Raw genomic sequence first — 16,897 nt, 5'->3', positions numbered from 1 at the left:
TGCCTGCGAAACGGCGATTGGAATCATGGCAGGCGTTGAACAGATCACAGTGGACGCCGGCGAGGCGGGCATGCGTCTCGACCGCTGGTTCAAGAGCCATTTCCCCGGTCTCGGTTTCGGTCATCTGCAGAAGCTGCTGCGCTCCGGCCAGATCCGCGTCGACGGCGGCAGGGTGAAGGCCGATACCCGCGTCGAAGCCGGCCAGACCGTCCGAGTGCCGCCGCTCGAAGTCGACAAGAAAGGCGAAAGCCCGCTCACCGGTCATTCGATCCGCAACCAGGGCGACGCCGACGTTTTGGCCAAGATGCTGATCCATGAGGACCCGAAGGTCTTCGTCTTCAACAAGCCGGCCGGCCTGGCGGTCCAGGGCGGCTCTGGGGTCACCCGCAACGTCGACGACATGCTCGAAGCCTGGCGCAACCAGAAGGGCGAGAAGCCGCGTCTGGTGCACCGGCTCGACCGCGACACGTCGGGTGTGCTGGTTGTCGCTCGTACAAGGCTCGCCGCCATGAAGCTCGCCGAAGCGTTCCGGGCGCGTGAGACGAAGAAAACCTACTGGGCGCTGGTCAAGGGTGTGCCGCCGAAGCGCGAGGACAAGATCTCGACCTGGCTGATCAAGGAACCGACGCCCGACGGCGATCGCGTGCGCATCGCCAAGCATGGCGAAAAGGGCGCCGACCACGCCGTGTCCTATTACCGCATCGTCGAGCAGGCGGCGCAGACCCTGTCCTGGCTGGAGATGGAACCCTATACCGGACGCACCCATCAGCTCCGCGTCCATGCCGCCCATATCGGTTGCCCGATCATCGGCGACCCCAAATATTTCGAGGCCGACACCAATTGGGATTTTCCAGGCGGCATGCAGAACCGCCTGCATCTGCACGCGCGCCGCATTATCATCCCGCATCCCGATAAGGGCTTTGTCGACGTCACCGCACCGATGCCGCCGCACATGCGTCAGAGCTGGAACCTGCTCGGCTTTGACGAGCAGAGTGCCGAGGACTAGCGCTGATGGGCGTCGCCACAGAAACCCTCGACCGCCGTGACGCGGTCGATCTGGCGGCAGCCGCCATCATGGTCGGGCTGACGTTTTCCTGGGGGCTCAACTACGTCGCTGCCAAGATCTCGTATGCGGGCTACGACCCTGTTTTCCTGTCCATCGCCCGCTCGATGATCGGCGGCCTGTGTGTTTTCGGCTGGTGCCGCTGGCGCGGCATTGCGCTGTTCACGCCCGACAAGACCCTCGTCGCCGGCATTCTGGCGGGCGCGCTTTTCGGTCTCGAGTTCCTGTTTCTCTATGTCGGGCTCGAGCACACTACCGTTGTGCGCAACACCTTGCTGGTCAACACCATGCCCTTCTGGATGCTGGTGGGCGGCCATTTCCTGCTGGGCGAAAGCATCACGGCACGCAAGCTCGTTGGTCTTCTGCTCGCTTTCGCCGGACTGGTCGCGGTGTTTTCCGACAAACTGAGCGCCAATGGCGGCGCAACATTGAGCGGCGATTTGCTCAGTCTCGGCGCCGGCATTCTGTGGGCCGTGACCAATATCGTCATCAAGCGGTCGAAGCTGGTGACGGCCAGCGCCGAAAAGCTGCTGCTCTATCAACTGGCCGGGGCCGCCGTCGTCGGCATTTTGGTGATGCCTTTTGCCGGACCGCCCGTCCGCAGCTTTGCCCTTCTGCCAACCTTGGCTCTGCTGTTCCAGGCCGTCTACGTTGTCGCGTTCACCTATGTGCTATGGTTCTGGCTGCTGCGGCGCTACCCGGCATCTGGACTGTCGAGCTTCACCTTCCTGTCGCCGGTGTTTGGTGTGCTGTGCGGCGCCGTGTTCTTGAACGAGCCGCTGACCGTTCGTATCTTCCTGGCACTCGCCCTGATCGCCGCCGGACTCATCATCGTCAACCGGCCGGCCCGAAAACAAAGCCCCGGATGAGCATGCGCGATATATTGAACGACCTCGAAGCTGGAAAACAGCTCTCTGATCCGGACCCGGTGCGTCGCGCCCAGATCCAGATGAAGACGCCGCTGCCGAAGCGCTTCTACAAGATCGTCGCGGTAGCACCGGTCGAAGACGGTTTTGCCGTCCATCTCGATGGCAAGCCGGTCCGCACGCCGGCCAAGGCGCTGCTGGCGCTGCCGACCGAAAAAGCGGCTGCTCTCGTTGCCGAGGAATTCGCCGCACAGGAGGAGACCATCGACCCGGTGACGATGCCGGTGATGCGTCTGGTCAATACGGCAATCGATGGCGTCGCCAGTGATCCCCAGGCGGTGCTGGAGGACATCCTGCGCTTCGCCTCATCCGATCTGCTCTGCTACCGCGCCGATACGCCCCAAGGGCTGGTCGACCGGCAGAACGAACATTGGGATCCGGTCATCGACTGGGTGCGCAGCGCGCTCGGCGCCCGGTTCCATCTTGCCGAAGGCGTGATCCATGTCGAACAGCCGCGCGAGAGTATCGCGCTGCTTGGCCAGCATCTTGCCCAACGTGCCGATCCGCTGCGCCTTGCCGCCATCCACGTCATGACGTCGCTGACCGGATCGGCGCTGCTGGCGCTGGCCGTCGACTTCGGCGAGCTCGGCGGCGAGGCGGCCTGGGCTGCCGGTCATGTCGACGAGGACTGGCAGGCCGAGCAATGGGGCCATGATGCCGAGGCCGTCGCGCGCCGAGCGGCCCGCAACCGCGACATGATGGCGGCGGTCAAGCTGCTCGAAGCTCTCAAAGGCTGACGGCACCGTCGTTTCTATTTCGCACTGCACATTAGACCAAAGTCATAATCCCAAAGACGGTCTGCCTCTGGACGGCGCTTTCTGTCATTTTTTGCACCGGTGGCTGCACTGAGTCTGCGTTGCGAGGAAACGCGGACGATGACCCGCAGCATCGAGGGCTGACGGAATCACACGGGAGGATACGCTCATGGCAATGGCATCGACCGCCGGCAAAACAAGCCGCGGCATGACGCGCGAGGAGAAGAAGGTCATCTTCGCTTCCTCGCTCGGCACCGTTTTTGAATGGTACGATTTTTATCTCTACGGCTCGCTGGCAGTGTTCATTGGTTCGACTTTTTTCAGCCCAACCATCCCGGAAGCGACGCGCAATATCTTCGCGCTGCTGGCTTTCGCTGCTGGCTTCCTCGTGCGTCCGTTCGGCGCATTGCTGTTCGGCCGCATCGGCGACCTTGTCGGCCGTAAATACACCTTCCTTGTCACCATGACGATCATGGGCCTGTCGACCTTCCTGGTCGGCTTGCTGCCTGGCTATGCGACTTTGGGCATCGCCGCTCCCGTGATCCTGATCATCTTGCGCATGTTGCAAGGCCTGGCGCTCGGTGGCGAGTATGGCGGTGCCGCCACCTATGTCGCCGAACATGCACCCGACGATCGCCGCGGCTACTACACGTCGTGGATACAGACGACGGCAACGCTCGGCCTGTTCCTGTCGCTGATCGTCATCCTAATCGTCCAGGGGTCGATGACCAAGGAAACCTATGCCGCCTGGGGCTGGCGCATTCCGTTCATCGTTTCCTTCCTCCTCCTCGGCATTTCGATCTGGATCCGGCTGTCGCTTTCTGAATCGCCGACCTTCCAGCGCATGAAGGACGAAGGCAAAGGCTCCAAGGCGCCGCTGTCAGAAGCCTTCGGTCAGTGGAAGAACGCCAAGATCGCGCTGCTGGCGCTGCTCGGCCTCACAGCCGGTCAGGCCGTCGTTTGGTACAATGGCCAGTTCTACGCGCTGTTCTTCTTGCAGAACGTGCTCAAGGTCGATCCGCAATCGGTCAACATCATGATCGCGATTGCTCTGGCTGTTGGCTCGATCTTCTTCGTCGTGTTCGGCTGGCTCTCCGACAAGATCGGCCGCAAGCCGATTATCATGGCTGGCCTTGCACTGGCGATCGTCTGCACATTCCCGTTGTTCAAGGCGCTGACCTGGGCAGCCAACCCGGCGCTCGCCACCGCGCAGCAGAACACCCGTGCGACGGTGACCGCGGCACCGGGAGACTGCAAGTTCCAGTTCAACCCGGTGGGCACGGCGAAGTTCACCACGTCCTGCGATATCGCCACCTCGTTTCTGACCAAGAACTCGGTACCTTATGACGTTGTGGCCACGGCAGCGCCCGGCAGTGCTGCGTCGGTCAAAATCGGCAATGAGACGGTTGAATCGTATGACGCGACTGCAGCCGGCGATCAAGCCAAGGCCAAGGACGCTGTTTTCGCCAAGGCGGTAAACACGGCGCTTCAGGACGGCGGCTATCCGCTGAAGCGGGCAGCGGCCAAGGTGCCGGACCAGAAGCTCGAGGCGTTCATTGCGGCAAATCCCGAGCTGAAGCTCGATGCGACGGCCATTCGCGCCGGAGACAAGGCGACGGTTCCGACCGAGCAGGCGATCAAAGACAAGCTGCTGACTGCCGATGAGGCTGCGGGAGCTCCCGAAGTCACCGTCTACACCATACCGGGCGGCGGGCCTTTCGCCATGTTTGCCGACCCGGCGGCGGTCAACTGGCCGATGACGATTGCCATCCTGTTCATCCTCGTCGTCTTCGTGACGATGGTCTACGGGCCGATTGCCGCGATCTTGGTCGAGATGTTCCCGACCCGCATCCGCTACACCGGCATGTCGCTGCCCTATCACATCGGCAATGGCTGGTTCGGCGGGCTGCTGCCGGCGACGGTGTTCGCGCTCAGCGCCTACAAGGGCGATATCTACTACGGTCTCTGGTACCCAGTGGTGATCGCGGCGATGTCGCTGATCATCGGCATGATCTTTGTCAGGGATACGCTCGGAACGGACCTGCACACCAAGCAGTAGCCGGCCTGTCCCGGTTCAAAGCAAAGCCCGGCGCGAGTGATCGCGCCGGGCTTTTTCAAATTATCGAGTGCATGGAAGGCAAGGGCTTAGCTCTTCCGATCCTGGTTCGCTTCCTCGATCGCTGCTTCATGATACCAGGCACTTCCGAAATCCGTGCGGTTGCGCAACGAAGCAAGTTCTGCCGCGAACTTAGCCTTTCCGCTTAAATTTGAGGCAGACGCGCGCGCTGCCACCGGGAACATCAGGATTTTGGCCGACTGACGAGTGGAAGTGATTTCCATTGTCGGTTTCCTTTCTTCGGCACAACCTTGCCGATTCAACCTTCCCTCAAGATAGGTTCCGCAATCGAATTAGGCAACATGATTATAAAAAGATCAGTAGATGCACATTATTTATGCAAACTATGCTTGTGAGCGATCCGGGCGCACCATTGCAGCTGCCCAGCAATTTTGCGCCGATGCGACCTCACTTTTGCCGCACCGTTCGCCAGCCAGAATGGCACACGAATTGCATTTTATTAATTCGGCAGGTCGGCTGCTGGATAGGCCGGCTCGCCCCGGCGCCATCCAGGGTTCGGTGATCAAGCAACGAGAGGCTAGAATGACGAAATACAAGCTCGAGTACATTTGGCTCGATGGATACACCCCGGTTCCCAATCTTCGCGGAAAGACGCAGGTCAAGGACTATGCCGAGTTTCCGACACTCGACCAGCTTCCGCTGTGGGGCTTCGACGGTTCTTCGACCATGCAGGCCGAGGGCCACAGCTCCGACTGCGTTTTGAAGCCGGTCGCCGTCTATCCGGATCCCGCCCGCACCAATGGCGCGCTCGTCATGTGTGAGGTCATGATGCCGGACGGCGTGACGCCGCATGCGTCCAACAAGCGCGCCACCATTCTCGACGACGAGGGCGCCTGGTTCGGCTTCGAGCAGGAATATTTCTTCTACAAGGACGGCCGTCCGCTCGGCTTCCCCGAGAGTGGCTATCCGGCGCCGCAAGGCCCGTACTACACCGGCGTCGGCTACAGCAATGTCGGCTCCGTCGCCAGGCAGATCGTCGAGGAGCATCTCGACCTTTGCCTTGCCGCCGGCATCAACCATGAAGGCATCAACGCCGAGGTGGCCAAAGGCCAGTGGGAATTCCAGATCTTCGGCAAGGGCTCCAAGAAAGCCGCCGACCAGATGTGGATGGCGCGCTATCTGTTGCAGCGCCTGACCGAGAAGTACGGCATCGACATCGAATATCACTGCAAGCCGCTCGGCGACACCGATTGGAACGGCTCCGGCATGCATGCCAACTTCTCGACCGCCTATATGCGCGAAGTCGGCGGCAAGGGCTATTTCGAGGCGCTGATGGCAGCCTTCGACAAAAACCTGATGGATCACATCGCCGTCTATGGGCCGGACAACGACAAGCGTTTGACCGGCAAGCACGAGACCGCGCCGTGGAACAGGTTCAGCTACGGCATCGCCGACCGCGGCGCTTCGATCCGCGTGCCGCATTCCTTCATCAACAACGGCTACAAGGGCTATCTCGAGGATCGCCGTCCGAACTCGCAGGGCGACCCCTACCAGATCGCCTCGCAGATATTGAAGACGATCGCCTCCGTCCCGACCAGCGCCGAGGTTTCGGCCGCGGCTTGAGAATGCGTTCACGGCGCGGACCTCGGGTGTCTGCGCCGTGAGCTTCTTTCCCATCGCCATCGCATAGAAAAAACCCCGGCGTCTCCGCCGGGGTTTTTCTATGTGACTATAAGGTTCCGGATCACACCGAGTAATACATATCGTACTCGACCGGATGTGGGGTCATTTCGAAGCGCATCACCTCGGCCATCTTGAGCTCGATATAGCTGTCGATCTGGTCGTCGTCGAAAACGCCGCCGGCCTTAAGGAAGCCGCGGTCCTTATCGAGGCTCTGCAGGGCTTCGCGCAGCGAGCCGCAGACGGTCGGGATCTTCTTCAATTCCTTCGGCGGCAGGTCGTAGAGATCCTTGTCCATCGGCTGTCCCGGGTGGATCTTGTTCTTGATGCCGTCGAGGCCGGCCATCAGCATGGCGGCGAAGGCAAGATAGGGGTTCGCGCCGGGATCGGGGAAGCGGACCTCGACGCGCTTGGATTTCGGCGACGAGCCGAACGGAATGCGGCACGATGCCGAGCGGTTGCGTGCCGAATAGGCGAGCAGCACCGGCGCTTCATAGCCCGGCACCAGGCGCTTGTAGGAATTGGTCAGCGGGTTGGTGAAGGCGTTGATCGCCTTGGCATGTTTGATGATACCACCGATGTAGAACAGGCAGCTCTCGGACAGCCCGGCATATTCGTTGCCCGCGAAAGTCGGCTTGCCTTCCTTCCAGATCGACTGGTGGACGTGCATGCCCGAGCCGTTGTCGCCGAACACCGGCTTCGGCATGAAAGTGGCCGTCTTGCCGTACGCGTTGGCGACCTGGTGCACGACATATTTGTAGATCAGCATCTTGTCGGCGTTGCGGACCAGCGTGTCGAACTTGATGCCGAGCTCGTGCTGGGCGGCGGCCACTTCGTGGTGGTGCTTTTCAACGCGCACGCCCATTTCTGCGAGCACGGTGAGCATTTCCGAGCGCATGTCCTGTGCCGAATCGATCGGCGGCACCGGGAAATAGCCGCCCTTGATGCGCGGCCGGTGACCGAGATTGCCGGTCTCGTAGTCGGTGTCGTCATTGGACGGCAGTTCGGTGGAATCCAGCCTGAAGCCGGTGTTGTAGGGATCGGCCTTGTACTTGACGTCGTCGAACACAAAGAACTCGGCTTCAGGACCGACGAAGATCTGGTCGCCGATGCCTTCGGCCTTCATGTAGGCCTCGGCCTTCTTGGCGGTGCCGCGCGGGTCGCGGTTGTAGGATTCTCCCGAGATCGGATCGAGAATGTCGCACAGGATGACCATGGTCGACTGGGCGAAGAACGGGTCCATATGCACCGTATCCGCATCTGGCATCAGCACCATGTCGGACTCGTTGATTGCCTTCCAGCCGGCGATCGAGGAACCGTCGAACATGACGCCATCGGCAAACATGTCTTCCTCGACCTCGACGACATCCATCGTAACGTGCTGCAGTTTGCCCTTCGGATCGGTGAAGCGCAGATCAACGAACTTCACGTCGTTGTCTTTGATCTGCTTCATGATGTCTTTGGCTGTCGTCATGTCCCTGCTTCCCTATGTGATGACGTTTGAACGTGGCCTTTTAACGGGAAAATTCAGACGGCGTCCATGCCGGTTTCGCCGGTGCGGATGCGCACCACTTCCTCGATGTTCGAGACGAAGATCTTGCCGTCGCCGATACGGCCGGTCTGGGCCGCCTTGCGGATGGCTTCGATCGCGGCTTCGACCGCATCGTCGCCGAGCACGACTTCGATTTTTACCTTCGGCAGGAAGTCGACGACATATTCGGCGCCGCGATAAAGCTCGGTATGGCCCTTCTGGCGGCCAAACCCTTTGGCCTCGGTAACGGTGATGCCTTGCAGTCCGGCCTCCTGAAGCGCTTCCTTCACTTCGTCTAGCTTGAACGGCTTGATGATCGCTTCGATCTTTTTCATGTAAAAGTGGCCTCCACTGCCAAAAAAGACGGGTTGTGAGCCCCGCTTGCGCCTCAATCAAGCACGAACTGTGCCAATTGATGGGGTGCCGGGTGGGCTCACATGATTTGGATACCATGCTGCGCGGGAATGTGCATTCGCGTCATTCCCTGCGTCGGATGCGCCATGAACGCCGCGAGCCTACACACCGCTGGCCCCGTCGTCCGCACAAAAAATGGGCAGATCGGATATTTCATGGGCAGCTGTGGACCTGCGACTCGCCGCTCCGGGCATTGCCAATGTGTTTCACAACCTTCGTAGTTTGCGTCGGATCAAAAACTGGACAATGCTTCGGCAGATGATGTGCATGTCGCCTGATATTCCATGAGCAACGAACTTTTGTCTCCGGCGGAGATGGCCGAGGCCGATCGGCTGGCGATCGCGGCCGGGCCACTCGATGGCTTCGGCCTCATGCGGCGCGCCGGCGAAGCGGTTGCTGCCGTGGTCCTGGCCCGCTATCCCCAAGCGAGGCGCGTCCATGTCCTGTGCGGCCCCGGCAACAATGGCGGCGATGGTTATGTCGTGGCGCAGCTGCTGGCCGAGGCGGGCCTCAATGTAGCGGTTTGGGCGGAAGGCAAGCAAAAACCCGGAAGCGACGCGGCGCTGGCTTCCGAGGCCTGCAACCTGCCGGTGAACCATCTGAATGATTTTCATCCTACGGCAGGCGAGGTTGTCGTCGACGCGCTTTATGGGGCCGGACTCTCGAAGAACCTTTCTCCTTACGCTCAGGCTGCTTCTGGGATTAGCGGAGCGGAGCAAGTGCCAGTCGTGTCGATCGATTTGCCCTCGGGCGTATCGGGCGAGACTGGGCAGATGAGTGGGTATTTCGCCGCCGCTGTGACGGTGACTTTCGTGCGAAAAAAGCCCGGCCATCTTCTAATGCCGGGGCGCAGCGTGTGCGGCGAGATCATCGTCGCCGATATCGGCATTCCGGATGGGATCATCGATCAGCTCAAGGTCACGGCGTTCGAGAACACACCGGAACTTTGGCTGCGATGGTACTTCCCGAGAACGGCTGTCGATTCGCATAAATACAAGCGTGGCCATGTTGCTGTCTTTTCTGGCGGGCCGAGGTCCACTGGGGCCGCGCGGCTGTCAGCTCTGGCTGCAACTCGGATTGGGGCGGGGGCAGCGACCGTCCTTTCGCCAGGGAGTGCCATGCAGGTGAACGCCGCGCATTTGACGTCGATCATGTTGCGCAAGACCGACACAATTGCAGATATCGACGAGTTCGTAAGCGAGCGCCGGCCATCGGCATATGTGCTCGGCCCCGGATTTGGCATTGGCGACAAGGCCCGCGACTTTACCTTGCGGTTGCTAGCACAAGACAGTCTTTATGACAGGCAACGCAGAATCGATTTGGGTGGCATTGTGCTCGACGCCGATGGTATCACCGCGTTTCGCGACGAGCCTGCAATGTTATTCGAGGCGGCAGGCCGTGTCGGAGCGCCACCATTAATTATGACGCCGCACGAAGGAGAGTTTGGCCGATTGTTTCCGGACATCGCCAGCGACAAGAAAAGCTCCAAACTGACCAAAGCGCGAGTGGCTTCCAAGCTTGCGAATGCAGTCATCGTCTACAAGGGTGCCGACACCGTGATCGCGGCACCCGACGGCAGGGCCGCGATCAATGCCAACGGTGCGCCGTGGCTAGCCACGGCTGGCTCAGGTGATGTTCTGTCGGGGATCGCGGCCGGATTGCTGGCGCAAGGCATGGCGGCCTTCCAGGCGGCCTGCGCGGCGGTCTGGATCCACGCCGAGGCCGGCCGTCGTTTCGGGCCCGGCTTGATCGCCGAGGATCTACCGTCGGCTCTGGTGCCAGTGCTGCGGGAATTGATCGAAAGCCAGCCGGACCTTCGATGAGACGCATTGCACTCCTTTTCACCACGCTCGTCATGGCCGCTTTGGCGACACTGTCGGCGAATGCAGCTGAGCAGCCGGTGACCATCGTCGATGATCCAGCGATCCTTGCTGCTCTCGATGCCAAGGGCTTTGGCTTCGCCGGCATTTTCGGCGCCGATGGCAAGGGCGATTTGAAGACGCTTTATGAGAAGGCTCCGGCCTACCACGCGATCGTCGAAACGGTTGCAAGCGACGTCGCGGCGTTGCGGGCCGAGATGAAGGCCGGCGGCCGGCCGCTTTACAAGGTGACCGACGGCAATGTCGGCCGCGTCATGGACATGCGCTGGCTGAGGACCGAGGCCGCACGCTTCCGCCTCGTCGGCGTGGTCAACCGGCTCGACCGGCGCGACTTCGCCGCGCTGAAAGGCGACGGGAGTTGCGGCGAAGTGCGCTTCATCTATCGCCTCGCCTACAGCTTCAAGAAGAACGGCAAGGTTTTGGCCTCGCGCCTGCCGTTCAATTTCAGTGCCGTCTACAATGCCGCGCCGGATGCCGATGGCGGTTGTGTCGGCGTCGCCGGACGCTGGGCACCACAACTCGACGAGAGCGTCGATGCCGGCTGGCTGATCGGCGGGCCGCTGGAAAGAGCGGCGCTCACCTTCAAGCAGCTCGAGCTCAATGCGCAAGTGGTGCGCTTCCCCTCCGGCCAGGAGACCGAATTCGGCGGGCAGGCTGCCTATCTCATGCGAATTTTCGGTATCAACGGAGCGGCCGTCAGCGAAAAGCCGCTGGAAAACACGCCCGACACAGCTCGTCTCACCGAAGACGCTGCCCTGAAAGGAAGACTTGCCGACTATGTCCGCACCAATGTCGCGGCGGTCGATCTCGGCGTCTACCAAATTCCCGACGAATTCCTGGCAAGGAAGGCCATCTCTTGGTCGACCTTCGGCAGTGCGAGGCAGGCCAACCACCTGTTCACGCCACTGTTCCAGTCCGCGGATTTCCCTGGTGTCGATTTCTCTGCGCTGAAGCTGGTGCGCACGCCGGAGGCGCTGGTCGAGCGACTGGACAACGGCGCCTGCCAGGGTTGCCACCAGGCGGGCTCGACCGCCGGCTTCCATTTCATCGGCCTGGATGACAAGACGACCTCGCCGCTCAACCGCATCGAGGTCGGCATCTCACCGCACCTCCACGCCGACATCCCGCGCCGCGTCGCCTGGCTGCACGCGACTGCCGACGGCAGGGAACCGAACCGTTTCCGCCCGCTGTCCTTCGCGCCGCCGGCGACATGGAACGACGCCGGCGAAATCGCCTATTCGCCGGCCGAAATGGCGATGCCGTGCTTCATGCCGGACGATGCGGCCCGCTTCGGCGCGATCTGGCAGTGCGGCGGCGGCACCGTCTGCACGCAGCTGGCGACCGCGTCCGGCGTGCGCACCAAGCTGGCGCAATGCCTGCTGCCCAAGGACAGCGAGAACATGTTTTCCGGCCACCCCTGTTTAACGGGATCCATCGCCAGCAACCCGGCACAGCCTTTCAATGACCGGTATACCATCACCGGTCAGTTCGCGGCGTTCGCGCCAAGCATTTCGCGCGCCGCCTATACCTGCCGACCGCCGAAGATCGGTGTGCCGGCGGGTATTGCCTATCGCGGCTGCGACGACCGGGATCGCAGCTTTGCCGCCTTCAAGACGGGCAAGCCGATGCCGAACGAGATTTGCGGGCTGGTTGGCGGCAAGAAATTCGACACCTGCGTGGCGACCAATAATTTCGAGCAGTGCCTCGGCGGCGCCCTCAACCGCGGCAATCGTCCTGCCTGCTCGGCCGACCATTTCTGCCGCGAGGATTACATGTGCCAGTCGCTGCCGCCCGATACACCCGGTATCGGCAAGGTGAAGGGCATCGGCTTCTGCTCGCCGACTTATTTTATCTTCCAGATGCGCATCGACAATCACGCCACGCCATGGTCGGGCGCTGTCCGCGCGACGAGTGGGGCCGGGTTCGGCGCGGCGGAAGAGGAGTAGGCCGCCGACTGGGCATTAGCCGCTGTAGTTCCAGGTCGATAGCTATCGATCGAGATAGTCGGCGATGTTCGATGCCCATTCGCCGTCGAAATGGCGGACATGTTCGGCTACCACCTCATCGCTCAGTAGGCTCGACAAGGCAGAAACCAGAACTGGTTCTATCTTTGGAGCCGAGCTAAATCCAAGAGCAGTCAAACGTTCGGACCAGGGCGGATGATCCGCGCTTTCGTTATCTGGCGCGTCCCAGGCCTTTTGCGCATATTCTTGCAGGATGGGAAGCCTCGACAGGTGACTGGCGGCCTCCAGAACTCTTTCAAGTGGTGGACGAGGCGGTACCATGGTGCCAAGCAGTTCACGTTTAAGCGGAATATACACTTGCTCATCGAAGAACGCACTGGCAGCACCGATCAGTAGCAGGGCGCGCGCCGTTTCATGTGCATCGCCGGACATCGCTGCATGACGATCAGCGTCAATTTCCGCCCGCCGCGACAACCGTACTTCTTCGCGCTCCAGCGTGCGCGACAGCGGGCCAAGCATCCAGTAGAACAGGCTGCCCGAAACGGTTTTTCCCGGTGGGGCGAAGTCGAAGATTAGATCGAAGCTCTTTTCGAGTTCGGCCAGGTTGAGCCCGCCATTTGTATCTTTATTTTTCAGATGGGCGTCCTCATGGGCCAAGATCGCCGAAAACCCCTTTTTGTCGGTCGCTGCGAGCAGCGGCAGGCCCACGGTGAGAATTGCCCTGCGACCAAGCAGGCCCAGAAACGGCCGCTCTTCACCGATGCTAGCGTTGAGATCGTCGCTCAGCACGATCGTCGTCCGGCTGGCGCGGTGTTTGCCGGCAACACTCTCCCAGACAGCCCACAATTTCGGGGCTGATTCCCGAGTAATCCCGTCCACCTTGCTGGGTCGAAAACCGGCGAACAATGTCCCGATCAACAGAACGATGGCCAGCATCGCGGCCGGGATTGCAACAACGCCAGCTGCGATCATGGCGAGCGGATGCCGGTCGAGCAACCAGAACCATAAGACTATTGGGCAGAACAGCGGCAGAGCAAAGAGCAGGATGGCAAACCTGCCGAAACGCGCTCCCACATAGAGGACCAGGCGCGACATCAACCCTCACAGCGGAATATTATCGTGCTTCTTCCAGGGGTTTTGCATATCCTTGTTGCGCAGCATCCTGAGCGCGCGGGCGATGCGGCGGCGGGTCGAATGCGGCATGATCACCTCGTCGACATAGCCGCGCTCGGCGGCAACGAAGGGTGACAGGAAGCGATCCTCGTAAGCTTTTGTGTGCGCTGCAATTTTCTCTGCGTCGCCGATATCCTTGCGATAGATGATCTCGACTGCGCCCCTGGCGCCCATCACCGCAATCTGCGCCGTCGGCCAGGCATAGTTCATGTCGCCTCGCAGATGCTTTGACGCCATGACGTCATAGGCGCCGCCATAGGCCTTTCTGGTGATGACGGTGATCTTTGGCACGGTCGCTTCGGCATAGGCGAACAGAAGCTTGGCGCCGTGCTTGATCAACCCGCCATATTCCTGCGCGGTGCCTGGCAGGAAGCCCGGCACGTCGACGAAGGTGACGATCGGGATCGAGAAGCAGTCGCAGAAGCGCACGAAACGCGCCGCCTTGCGGCTGGCATCCGAATCGAGCACGCCGGCCAGCACCATCGGCTGGTTGGCGACGAAGCCGACGGTGCGGCCCTCGATACGGCCGAAGCCGGTGACGATGTTTTTCGCAAAATTTTGCTGGATTTCGAAGAAGTCACCCTCGTCGGCAACTTTAAGGATCAACTCTTTGATGTCGTAGGGTTTGTTGGCATTGTCGGGGATCAGCCTGTCGAGCGACAGATCGTGATCGGTGACGGACTGGTAGCATTCGATCTCGGGAATTTCCGCCGTGTTGGAGGCGGGCAGCAGATCGACCAGCCGGCGCATCTGTAGCAATGCCTCGACGTCATTGTCGTAGGCTCCGTCGGCGATCGAGGACTTCGTCGTGTGGACGGAAGCGCCGCCGAGGCTTTCGGCGGTGACCGTCTCGTTGGTGACGGTCTTCACCACATCCGGCCCGGTGACGAACATGTAGGAGGTGTCGCGAACCATGAAGATGAAGTCGGTCATCGCCGGCGAATAGACGTCGCCGCCGGCACAAGGGCCCATGATCAGCGAAATCTGCGGGATGACGCCGGAGGCTAGAACATTGCGCTGGAAGATCTCGGCATAGCCGCCGAGCGCCGCCACGCCTTCCTGGATGCGGGCGCCGCCGGCGTCGTAAAGGCCGATGATCGGCGCGCGGTTGCGGAGCGCCATCTCCTGCACCTTGACCACCTTTTCGGCATGGGCCTCGGATAGCGAGCCGCCGAACACGGTAAAGTCCTTTGCAAAGAGGTACACTGGCCGGCCATTGACGGTGCCCCAGCCGGTGACGACGCCATCGCCGGCGATCTTGGTCTTCTCCATGCCGAAGTCGGTCGAGCGGTGCTCGACAAACATATCGAACTCCTCGAACGAGCCCTCGTCGAGAAAAACGTCTATGCGTTCGCGGGCGGTCAGCTTGCCCTTCTTGTGCTGGGCGTCGATGCGGGCCTGGCCGCCGCCCATGCGGGCGATCTCGCGGCGGCGCTCGAGTTCCTTCAGCACGTCCTTCATGACCGGTCCCCGAAACGGAAAGCTGGATTGTGGTAATCATGCCCGCGAGAGAGCGCAAGCGCCGCTTCCTCATGGCTTTTGCTGCGCTGCAGCATCGGGCCCCTTGCATTTCGATGGGAACTGGGCCATATGCGGCGGCATAGGCGCTTGGGCCGGGATAATCCGGCCTTCTCGACGAATGAGACTGGTTGCGTCTGTTTTCCCTCTTCCCGACAGATCGGCAAGGTGGCGAAAAAGCCCCGTGGCATGATGCCTGCGGGCACGACAGCGCAGCCGTGTGGACGATAACGTCCGCCCGCCTTGTCGTTTCATGACAATTTTCGACGGCAGGTTGCGCCCTGCCGCCATTGATGTTTGCGGCCAGGAGCCGCATGAAAGAAGAATATTTTGACCAATGAAAACACTTTGACCGGTAAGGACACTGGGACCGGTAAGGACACTGGGGAACTGAACGGTTTCGCCGCACTTGGAATTACCGGCGCACTGCTCAAGGCCACCAATGCCGCCGGCTTTACCGATCCGAAGCCGATCCAGGCCCAGGCGATCCCGCCGCAGCTCGAAGGCCGCGACATTTTCGGCATCGCGCAGACCGGCTCAGGCAAGACCGCGGCGTTCGCGCTGCCGATCCTGTCGAAGATCATCGCACTTGGCACCAAGCGCCGGCCAAAGACGGCCCGCGCACTGATCCTGGCGCCGACTCGCGAACTCGCCGTGCAGATCGAGGAGATGATCAAGCTGCTTGCCAAGGGCGCGCATGTCTCGACCGCGCTCGTACTTGGCGGCGTCTCGCGCTTCAGCCAGGTGAAGAAGGTTGCGCCCGGCGTCGACATCCTGATCGCAACCCCCGGCCGGTTGACCGACCTGGTGCGTGAAGGCGACCTCGTGCTTGCCGACACCAAATGGCTGGTGCTGGATGAAGGCGACCGCATGCTCGACATGGGCTTCATCAACGACGTCAAGCGCATAGCCAGGGCGACGGCGCCGGACCGTCAGACGGTGCTGTTCTCGGCAACCATGCCGGCCGAAATCGCCGAACTGGCGAAAGGCCTGCTGAAGAACCCGATTCGCGTCGAAGTCGCTCCTCACAGCACCGCGGCCGCCGAGATCGTGCAGGGCGTCGTCTTTGCCCGTACCAAGCAGAAGCGCCAGGTGCTGGCCAACATGCTTGCCGACGAGGCGATGAAGTCCGTCATCATCTTTTCGCGCACCAAGCATGGCGCCGACAGGGTGACCAAGGATCTCGAGCGCGACGGCTTCAAGGCCGCCGTCATCCACGGTAACAAATCGCAGAACGCCCGCCAGAAGGCGCTCAACGATTTCCGCGAAGGTTCGGTGCGCATTCTCGTGGCGACCGACATTGCGGCGCGCGGCATCGACGTGCCCGGCATCAGCCATGTGGTGAATTTCGACCTGCCGGACGAGGCGGAGAGCTATGTCCACCGCATCGGCCGCACCGGCCGCAACGGCATGGACGGCATCGCCGTCACACTCTGCGACCCGTCTGAAAACAGCAAGCTGCGTCAGGTCGAGCGCATCATCCGCACCAAGCTGCCGATCGTTGCCGACCATCTCGGCAGCCCCGATCCGCAGCGCAATCCCGCCGAGAAGAACGAGCGCAGCTTCGAACCGGCCAATGATCGCAACGACCACAATGGCCGCCGCGACGGCAGGCGGCCCGGCGGCGCAAACAACGGATTCGGCAAGAAGCGGTTCGGCGACAAGCCGGCCTTTGCAGGCGAGCGCAAGCCGGAAGGCGCCAAGCCCTTCAAGGGCAATAACAAGCGCCGCTTCGGCGGCAAGCGGCCGGCAGCGCGGGCCGCATAATTTGACCGCGTTGCAGTCGGCCAAGCCTGGCTTGGTCATTCACGATTGAAAAGGGGGGCCCCCGGGCGGGGGCCCGGGGCCGGGGTGGGGGTGGTTTTAAAAAAAAAGAGCCCCCCCCGCCAAAGCGGAGGGGGGGGGTGGGGGGGTGG

At 61.5% G+C, this 16,897-nt stretch carries 13 protein-coding genes; 8 read left to right on the top strand and 5 right to left on the bottom strand.

All coding sequences use genetic code 11. From position 1 onward, the window contains the following. Window positions 1–25 precede the first annotated feature (25 nt). From NKJ46_RS31445 to NKJ46_RS31430, 4 genes are all read left to right on the top strand, one after another. Window positions 26–1,006: an RluA family pseudouridine synthase gene (locus tag NKJ46_RS31445; RefSeq protein WP_352670778.1), complete on the top strand. Its 981-nt coding sequence runs from the start codon at window positions 26–28 to the stop codon at window positions 1,004–1,006. Window positions 1,007–1,011: 5 nt separating this feature from the next. Further along, window positions 1,012–1,932 carry a DMT family transporter gene (locus NKJ46_RS31440; RefSeq protein WP_352670775.1) on the top strand — a complete coding sequence of 307 codons (921 nt, stop codon included), beginning with the start codon at window positions 1,012–1,014 and terminating at the stop codon, window positions 1,930–1,932. Window positions 1,933–1,934: 2 nt separating this feature from the next. Beyond that, entirely contained in the window at window positions 1,935–2,726 is a 792-nt protein-coding gene (locus NKJ46_RS31435) for an ATP12 family chaperone protein (protein ID WP_352670772.1), read from the top strand. Between the two features lie 187 nt (window positions 2,727–2,913). After that, window positions 2,914–4,803, top strand: a complete 1,890-nt coding sequence (locus NKJ46_RS31430; RefSeq protein WP_352670769.1) for an MFS transporter — start codon at window positions 2,914–2,916, stop codon at window positions 4,801–4,803. Between the two features lie 86 nt (window positions 4,804–4,889). Here the strand turns inward: NKJ46_RS31430 and NKJ46_RS31425 are convergent, their stop codons facing one another. Continuing rightward, window positions 4,890–5,084 (bottom strand): DUF2735 domain-containing protein, encoded by a 195-nt coding sequence (locus NKJ46_RS31425; protein WP_352451032.1) that lies wholly within the window; start codon window positions 5,082–5,084, stop codon window positions 4,890–4,892. Window positions 5,085–5,403: 319 nt separating this feature from the next. On the opposite strand from NKJ46_RS31425, the gene NKJ46_RS31420 reads away from it, so the two are divergent. Then, window positions 5,404–6,444 carry a glutamine synthetase beta-grasp domain-containing protein gene (locus tag NKJ46_RS31420; RefSeq protein ID WP_254817165.1) on the top strand — a complete coding sequence of 347 codons (1,041 nt, stop codon included), beginning with the start codon at window positions 5,404–5,406 and terminating at the stop codon, window positions 6,442–6,444. A gap of 121 nt (window positions 6,445–6,565) precedes the next feature. Here NKJ46_RS31420 and glnA read toward each other — a convergent pair whose 3' ends face one another. Then, entirely contained in the window at window positions 6,566–7,975 is a 1,410-nt protein-coding gene (gene glnA / locus NKJ46_RS31415; protein WP_254817166.1) for a type I glutamate--ammonia ligase, read from the bottom strand. Between the two features lie 53 nt (window positions 7,976–8,028). Next, window positions 8,029–8,367 (bottom strand): P-II family nitrogen regulator, encoded by a 339-nt coding sequence (locus tag NKJ46_RS31410; RefSeq protein WP_019857988.1) that lies wholly within the window; start codon window positions 8,365–8,367, stop codon window positions 8,029–8,031. Between the two features lie 363 nt (window positions 8,368–8,730). Here NKJ46_RS31410 and NKJ46_RS31405 point away from each other — a divergent pair, with 363 nt between their 5' ends. After that, window positions 8,731–10,269, top strand: a complete 1,539-nt coding sequence (locus tag NKJ46_RS31405; RefSeq protein ID WP_352670765.1) for an NAD(P)H-hydrate dehydratase — start codon at window positions 8,731–8,733, stop codon at window positions 10,267–10,269. Continuing rightward, window positions 10,266–12,272, top strand: coding sequence for a hypothetical protein (locus NKJ46_RS31400; RefSeq protein ID WP_352670762.1), 2,007 nt, complete (start codon window positions 10,266–10,268; stop codon window positions 12,270–12,272). The genes NKJ46_RS31405 and NKJ46_RS31400 overlap by 4 nt, the downstream gene beginning before the upstream one ends. Before the next feature lie 42 nt (window positions 12,273–12,314). Here NKJ46_RS31400 and NKJ46_RS31395 read toward each other — a convergent pair whose 3' ends face one another. After that, on the bottom strand, window positions 12,315–13,385 hold the full coding sequence (locus tag NKJ46_RS31395; RefSeq protein WP_352670760.1) for a M48 family metallopeptidase: 1,071 nt from the start codon (window positions 13,383–13,385) through the stop codon (window positions 12,315–12,317). A gap of 6 nt (window positions 13,386–13,391) precedes the next feature. Then, window positions 13,392–14,924: an acyl-CoA carboxylase subunit beta gene (locus tag NKJ46_RS31390; protein WP_352670757.1), complete on the bottom strand. Its 1,533-nt coding sequence runs from the start codon at window positions 14,922–14,924 to the stop codon at window positions 13,392–13,394. Between the two features lie 387 nt (window positions 14,925–15,311). Between NKJ46_RS31390 and NKJ46_RS31385 the strand changes: the two genes are divergently transcribed. Beyond that, on the top strand, window positions 15,312–16,748 hold the full coding sequence (locus NKJ46_RS31385) for a DEAD/DEAH box helicase (protein WP_352670755.1): 1,437 nt from the start codon (window positions 15,312–15,314) through the stop codon (window positions 16,746–16,748). The last annotated feature ends 149 nt before the right edge of the window (window positions 16,749–16,897 follow it).

This window comes from Mesorhizobium sp. M0166 (genome assembly GCF_040322255.1).
Lineage (GTDB): Bacteria > Pseudomonadota > Alphaproteobacteria > Rhizobiales > Rhizobiaceae > Mesorhizobium.
This window is presented reverse-complemented; position numbering and strand designations above follow the sequence as displayed.

What these genes read in the sequence shown, in the direction of transcription:
- NKJ46_RS31440 (WP_352670775.1), top strand. Translation starts at nt 1,012, where the DNA reads ATGGGCGTCGCCACAGAAACCCTCGACCGCCGTGACGCGGTCGATCTG.
- NKJ46_RS31395 (WP_352670760.1), bottom strand. Translation starts at nt 13,385, where the DNA reads ATGTCGCGCCTGGTCCTCTATGTGGGAGCGCGTTTCGGCAGGTTTGCC.
- NKJ46_RS31420 (WP_254817165.1), top strand. Translation starts at nt 5,404, where the DNA reads ATGACGAAATACAAGCTCGAGTACATTTGGCTCGATGGATACACCCCG.
- NKJ46_RS31445 (WP_352670778.1), top strand. Translation starts at nt 26, where the DNA reads ATGGCAGGCGTTGAACAGATCACAGTGGACGCCGGCGAGGCGGGCATG.
- NKJ46_RS31430 (WP_352670769.1), top strand. Translation starts at nt 2,914, where the DNA reads ATGGCAATGGCATCGACCGCCGGCAAAACAAGCCGCGGCATGACGCGC.
- glnA (WP_254817166.1), bottom strand. Translation starts at nt 7,975, where the DNA reads ATGACGACAGCCAAAGACATCATGAAGCAGATCAAAGACAACGACGTG.
- NKJ46_RS31425 (WP_352451032.1), bottom strand. Translation starts at nt 5,084, where the DNA reads ATGGAAATCACTTCCACTCGTCAGTCGGCCAAAATCCTGATGTTCCCG.
- NKJ46_RS31390 (WP_352670757.1), bottom strand. Translation starts at nt 14,924, where the DNA reads ATGAAGGACGTGCTGAAGGAACTCGAGCGCCGCCGCGAGATCGCCCGC.
- NKJ46_RS31400 (WP_352670762.1), top strand. Translation starts at nt 10,266, where the DNA reads ATGAGACGCATTGCACTCCTTTTCACCACGCTCGTCATGGCCGCTTTG.
- NKJ46_RS31410 (WP_019857988.1), bottom strand. Translation starts at nt 8,367, where the DNA reads ATGAAAAAGATCGAAGCGATCATCAAGCCGTTCAAGCTAGACGAAGTG.
- NKJ46_RS31405 (WP_352670765.1), top strand. Translation starts at nt 8,731, where the DNA reads ATGAGCAACGAACTTTTGTCTCCGGCGGAGATGGCCGAGGCCGATCGG.
- NKJ46_RS31435 (WP_352670772.1), top strand. Translation starts at nt 1,935, where the DNA reads ATGCGCGATATATTGAACGACCTCGAAGCTGGAAAACAGCTCTCTGAT.